Origin of the sequence: Streptomyces parvulus (assembly GCF_014648855.1) — a bacterium.
In the GTDB taxonomy this organism is placed as follows: domain Bacteria; phylum Actinomycetota; class Actinomycetes; order Streptomycetales; family Streptomycetaceae; genus Streptomyces; species Streptomyces parvulus.
Genome location: NZ_BMRX01000038.1, coordinates 1 through 6,205, shown reverse-complemented (window position 1 = coordinate 6,205; position 6,205 = coordinate 1). Strand labels below are relative to the sequence as shown.

At 72.9% G+C, this 6,205-nt stretch carries 2 protein-coding genes; both read right to left on the bottom strand.

The features are described from left to right. The coding region (locus IE108_RS34530) for a non-ribosomal peptide synthetase (protein ID WP_189397843.1) at positions 1-3,794 on the bottom strand (3,794 nt) is incomplete at its 3' end. Further along, on the bottom strand, positions 3,791-6,205 hold a 2,415-nt coding region (locus tag IE108_RS34525), incomplete at its 5' end, for a condensation domain-containing protein (RefSeq protein ID WP_189397842.1). The genes IE108_RS34525 and IE108_RS34530, both read right to left, overlap by 4 nt.

The window sequence follows — 6,205 nt, the reverse complement described above, 5'->3', positions numbered from 1 at the left end:
GGACGGTCCGTGGGCAGCGTCAGCTGATCCGGCAGACCCGCCAACGCCCCCCTCCAGTAATCAATCTGCGTCGCGAACAGACTCTCCGGATCGTCCTGATCACCCAGCAGCTCGTTCTGCCACAACGTGTAGTCCGCGTACTGCACCGGCAGCGCCGCCCACTCCGGCGCCCGCCCCTCCACCCGCGCCGTGTAGGCACGCGTGAGATCGGAGGCCAGCGGACCCAGCGACCACCCGTCACCCGCGATGTGGTGCAGCACGAGGACGAGCACGTGCCGGTCCGGCGCGAGGCGCAAAAGCTCGGCGCGGAGGGGGATGTCGGACGCGAGGTCGAAGGAGTGCCGGGCCGCCGCCTTCAGGGCCTCCGCCAGCTGCGTCTCGGTGATGTCGGTTGCCGGCAGCTCCACGGTCACGTCGTCGAGGACGTGCTGGCACGAGGTGCCGTCGGTCTCGGGGAACACCGTCCGCAGGCTCTCGTGCCGGGCGACCACGTCGTCGAGGGCGGCCCGCAGCGCGTCACGGTCCAGCTCACCGCTCAGGCTCAGCGTCAAGGGGATGTTGTAGGTGGCGCTCGGCCCCTCCATCTTGTGCAGGAACCACAGCCGCCGCTGGGCGAACGACAGGGGCACCGCGTCGGGCAGCCGCTGCTTGGTCAGGGCGAGGCGGGCGGGCCCCGCGGTGTCGAGCCGGGCCGCGACCGCGCCCGCGGTCCGTGCCTCGAAGAGCGTGCGCAGGCCGATCTCGACGCTGAAGGCGGCCCGGATGCGGGCGATCAGCCGGGTGGCCAGCAGCGAGTGGCCGCCCAGCTCGAAGAAGTCCTCGTCCACGCCGACCCTCGGGAGTCCCAGGACCTGCGCGAACAGATCGCAGACGATCTGCTCCTGCGGCGTGCGCGCCTCCCGTGCGGATGCGGTCGGCGCGGCGTCCGGAGCGGGCAGGGCGGCCCGGTCCAGCTTGCCGTTGGCCGTCAGCGGCAGGCTGTCCAGGGGTACGACGGCCGAGGGCACCATGTGTTCGGGCAGTCGCCCGCGGACGAACTCCCTGATCTCCTCGGGCCGCGGGGTCCGGGGAGCCACCACGTAGGCCACCAGCCGGGTCCTGCCGGGCTGGTCCTCGCGGGCGAGTACGGCGGCCTGGGTGATGTGGGGGTGCTCGGTGAGGACGTTCTCGATCTCGCCGGGTTCGATGCGGAAGCCGCGGATCTTGACCTGGTGGTCGGCGCGGCCGACGAACTCCAGCTCGCCGTCCGGGTTCCACCGCACCAGGTCACCCGTGCGGTACATCCGCGAGCCCGGCTCGGCCGCGTACGGGTCCGCCACGAACCGCTCGGCCGTCAGGCCCGGCCTGCCCAGATAGCCGCGGGCCACACCGGCCCCCGCGACGTACAGCTCCCCCACCACGCCGGGCGCCACCAGTTCCAGGCCCGAACCGAGGACATAGGCACGGGTGTTGGCGATGGGTCGGCCGATCGGCGCGGTGAGTGGCCGGCCGTCGAGGTCGTCGCTCAGGGTGTGGGCGGTGACCACGTGGGTTTCGGTGGGACCGTAGTGGTTGTGCAGCACGCGGTCGGGCGCCGAGGTCCGGAACTCGCGGACGACGCGGCTCAACGTCAGGGCCTCGCCGGCCTGCGCGACGGTCCGCAGCCGGGGCAGGGTGCGTCCCTGCTCGACGGCCGCCTCGGCGACGGCCTCCAGCACGAGGTTGGGCGCGAACAGCTCCTCCACCGCGTGCTCGTCCAGCCACTCGACGAATCGGGCCGCGTCCCGCCGGACGTCCTCGTCCGGGATCACCAGCGTCTTGCCGAACATCAGGGCCGACAGCATCTCCTGCGCGGAGACGTCGAAGCTGATGGCGGTGAACTGCGCCGTCCTCGTGCCGGGTTCGCCGCCGACCGCCTCGTGGTGCCACTCCAGCAGGTTCACCAGCGCACCCGCGGGCATGACGACGCCTTTGGGGCGGCCGGTGGAGCCGGAGGTGTAGATGACGTACGCGGGATGATCCGCCGACAGAGCCGTCACCGGGTTGTCCGAGGACCGCTCCCGCACATCGAGCACGTCCAGCAACACCACCGGCGCCCCACCCACCGCCTCCGCCGCAAGACGGGACTCCCCCGTCGTCAGCACCAGCACCGGCCGGGCATCGGCCACCATGTACGCCACACGCGCCGCCGGATACGCCGGATCCAAAGGAAGATAAGCAGCACCCGCCTTGAGCACCGCCACCACGGCCACCACCAGATCCACACCCCGGGGCAGCGCAAGAGCCACCACGTCCTCCGGCCCCACACCCCGCCCCACCAACTCGTGCGCCAACCGGTTCGCCCGCTCGTTCAACTCCCCGTACGACAACGTGGACCCGCCCCACACCACCGCCGCGGCCCCCGGCCCAGCCGCCACCCGCGCCTCGAACAACCCCGGCAACGTCGCCCCCGACGGCACGACAGCAGCCGGCACCCCCAGCACCGCAGCCCGCTCCCGCGCCGACAGCAGATCGATCCCCCCGATCGGCCGCGAGGGATCCGATACGACGAGGTCGAGCACGCGGATCAGCCGGTCGACGAACCCGGCGGCCGTGGTCCGGTCGAAGAGGTCGTCGCGGTAGTCCAGGCGGAGGTAGAGGCGGCGGCCGGGGGCGGCGATCAGGGTGAGCGGGTAGTGCGTCGCGTCCCGCCCGCGGCTCAGGTCGGGGGTGATCCGCAGACCGGTCTCCGGCCGCTCGCCGGACTGGTCCCACGGGTAGTTCTCGAAGACCAGGGAGGTGTCGAAGAGGTCGCCCAGGCCGCCCAGTTGCTGGATGCGGGCGAGCCCGAGGTGGTGGTGCCCGGTGAGCCGTGACTGGGTGTCCTGCACCTGTCGGAGGGTGGTCAGCAGCGACTGCGCCGGGTCGAGCGACACCCGCACCGGCACCATGTTGATCAGCAGACCCACCATGTTCTCGACGCCGGGCAGTCGCGGGTCCCGCCCTGCCACGACGGCCCCGAACACGATGTCGTCGTGGCCGGTACGCCGGCTGAGCACCAGCCCCCAGGCGGCCTGGAGCACGGTGTTCAGGGTCACGCCGTGCCGGCGCGCGGAGTCGGCCAGGGCCGCCGTGCGGTCATCGTCCAGCTCCACCGTGATCCGCTCCGGCATCAGTCCGGGGCGGCCCGGATCGACCGGGGTGAGCAGCGTCGGCTGTTCGAGTCCGCCGAGCGCCTCCCGCCAGGCGGCCTCCGCGGCGGGCCGGTCCTGCCGCGCGAGCCACCCCAGGTACTGCCGGTAGGGAGCCACCCGGGGCAGCGTGGCGGCGTCGCCCCCGGTGTCGTACAGCGTGGTCAGCTCGCGCACGAGCAGCGGCGTCGACCAGCCGTCGAGCAGGATGTGGTGGGTGGTCATGACGAGGCGGTGGCGTTCGGGGGCGAGCCGGACCAGGGAGAAGCGCAGCAGGGGCGGCTCGGCGAGGTCGAACCGGCGGCCGTGCTCCTTGGCGGCGAGGCGGCCCAGCTCGCTCTCCGCGTCGGCGTCCGGGAGGTGTGACAGGTCGAACTCGTCCCAGGGGACGGCAACCTGGTGGGGGACGAGTTGCAGGACCCGGCCGGAGTCCACCTGCCGGAAGCCGGCGCGCAGGTTCGGGTGCCGTTGGACGAGCGCGAGCACGGCGGCCCGCAGCCGCGTCGCGTCGAGGGCGCCCTCGACGGCGAAGACGTGCTGCACCGCGTAGACGTCGGCGCCGTCCTGCTCGTAGCGGGAGTGGAACAGCAGCCCCTCCTGCATCGGGGAGAGGGGGAGGATGTCTTCCAGGCCCGACGTCGTCATTTCTGCACCCTCCACGCTGCTTCGAGCTGCTCGATGTCGTGCTGGCTGAGTTCGGTCAGGGGGAAGTCCGAGGGGCTGTGGCCGCCGGTGCCGGAGTTCTCGACGTGCCGGACCAGTCCGCGAATCGCTCGGAACCAGTGGTCGGCCAGGGCTCGGACGTGCCGTTCGGTCCAGAGGTCCGGCGCCCAGGTCCAGACGGCCTCCAGTTCGGGGCCGTCCGGGGCGTCGCGCACCATGCAGTTCACCTCGAGCCCGTGTGCCAGGGCGGTCGCCGGGTCGGCCCCGCCGAGCAGGCCCGTCTCGGCGGCCACGGTCCACTCCGGGCGATCGGGGACCACCGGGGCGCCCGCCGAGGGGAACCGGCCGAGGTAGTTGAATCCGAGTTGCGGTACGGCGAGCCCGGCCAGCTCCGGCCCGGTCTCCGGATTGAGGTGCCGCAGCAGGCCGTATCCGATGCCGCGGTCGGGCAGGGAGCGCACCTGTTCCTTGACGCGCTTGAGTGCCTGCCCCAGCGACGGCCCGCCGCCGACGGCCTCTTCCCACGCCAGCGGGCCGGGGTCGACGCGGACGGGGTAGAGCGAGGTGAACCATCCCACGGTGCGCGAGAGGTCCGTGCCCTCGGCGATCTCCTCGCGCCCGTGGCCCTCGACGTCCACCAGGAGGGCCGTGTGGCGCCCGCGTGCGTGGGTCCGGCGCCACTGGGCGACCGCCAGGGCGAGCGCGGTGAGCAGGACGTCGTCGACCTTCGCGTGGAAGGCGGTGGGCACGGTTGTCAGAAGCGGGGTGGTGACCTCGGCCGGCAGGGGGAGGGTGAGGTCGCGGGCGCGGCCCACGGTGTCCCGCGCGGCGTCGAGCCGGCCGGTGGTCAGCGGTGGGTCGGCCGCGGTGAGCAGTTCCCTCCACAGCGTCGCCTCGGCGGTGCGGGCCGGCTGCCGGGCCTCGGCCGTGAGCAGGCTCGCCCAGCGGCGCAGGGAGGTGCCCACCGGGTCCAGCCGTGGGGGACGACCGCGGCCGGCGGCCTCGCAGGCGGCGATGAGATCGGGGAGGAGGATCCGCCAGGACACCCCGTCGACGACGAGATGGTTGACGACGACCAGCAGCCTGCCCCGTTCGGCCGGTCCGGTGTCGAACCGGACCACCTGCATCAGCAGGCCGCGCGCGGCGGACAGTCGGGCGACCGCCTCGCGCACCTGTGCGCGGACCAGGGCCGCGTCGACGGCGCCGCCGGGGACGTCGACACGATGGACCAGGTCCGCCGCCGACACGAACCCCGGGGGCCCCACCTCCAGCGACCACGTCCCGTCTCCCCGACCGCCGGATGTCCGGGTCAGCCGCAGTGCGTCGTGGTGGTCCACGAGACCCTGGACGGCCGTGACGAGGTGGTCCTGGCGCAGTTCGGCCGGCACCTCGAGCAGCATCGCCTGGTGGAACGCGTCGATGTCGCCGCCGCGCCTGTCGAACCAGCGCATGATCGGGGTCGGTTCCGTCCCTCCCACGCCGCAGTCGTCGAGGTCGGGTGCCGGCCCGGCCGGTTCATCGGCGGCCTCGGCGAGTCCGGCCGCGGTCCGCCGCTCGAAGACGTCCCGGACCGCGAGTCCGACCCCCGCCGAGCGAGCGAGGCTGACCAGTCGGATCGAGACGATGCTGTCCCCGCCGAGCGCGAAGAAGTCGTCGTCGGGCCCGACCTCGTCCACGCCCAGGGCCTGTGCGATCAGGGTCGTCAGCAGTCGCTCGCGTCCGGTCCGCGGCTCGCGACGCGGCGCGTCCGTCCGCGCGCCCTGATCGGGTTCGGGCAGCGCGGCCCGGTCGAGCTTGCCGTTGGCCGTCAACGGCATTCGGCCCAAGGTGACATACGCCGAGGGCGCCATGTACGCGGGCAGCCGTCGCCGCACGTACTCGTGCAGGTCTGCCGGTGTCTCCCAGGAGTCGGGGACGAGGTAGGCGATCAGGCGGGTGCTGCCGGGCCGGTCGTGGTGGGCGACCACGGCGGCCTGACCGATCGCCGGGTGCTCGGTCAGAACATGCTCGATCTCCCCCGGCTCGATCCGGAAACCCCGGACCTTCACCTGCTGGTCCACCCGCCCCACGTACTCCAGATCACCCTCGGCATTGACCCGCACCAGGTCACCCGTGCGGTACATGCGAGCACCCGGCACGGGAGCAAACGGGTCCGCCACGAACCGCTCCGCGGTCATGCCGGGCCGGTGCAGATAACCGCGCGCCAGTCCCGACCCCGCGATATACAACTCACCCGTCACCTGCGGCGCCACCGGCCGCAGCCACGCATCCAGCACATACACACGCGTGTTGGCCATCGGCCGGCCGATCGGCACCGTCACGCCCCCGCCATACGGGCGCGGCACCCGATGATGCGTGGCGAACGTCGTGGTCTCCGTCGGCCCGTACCCGTC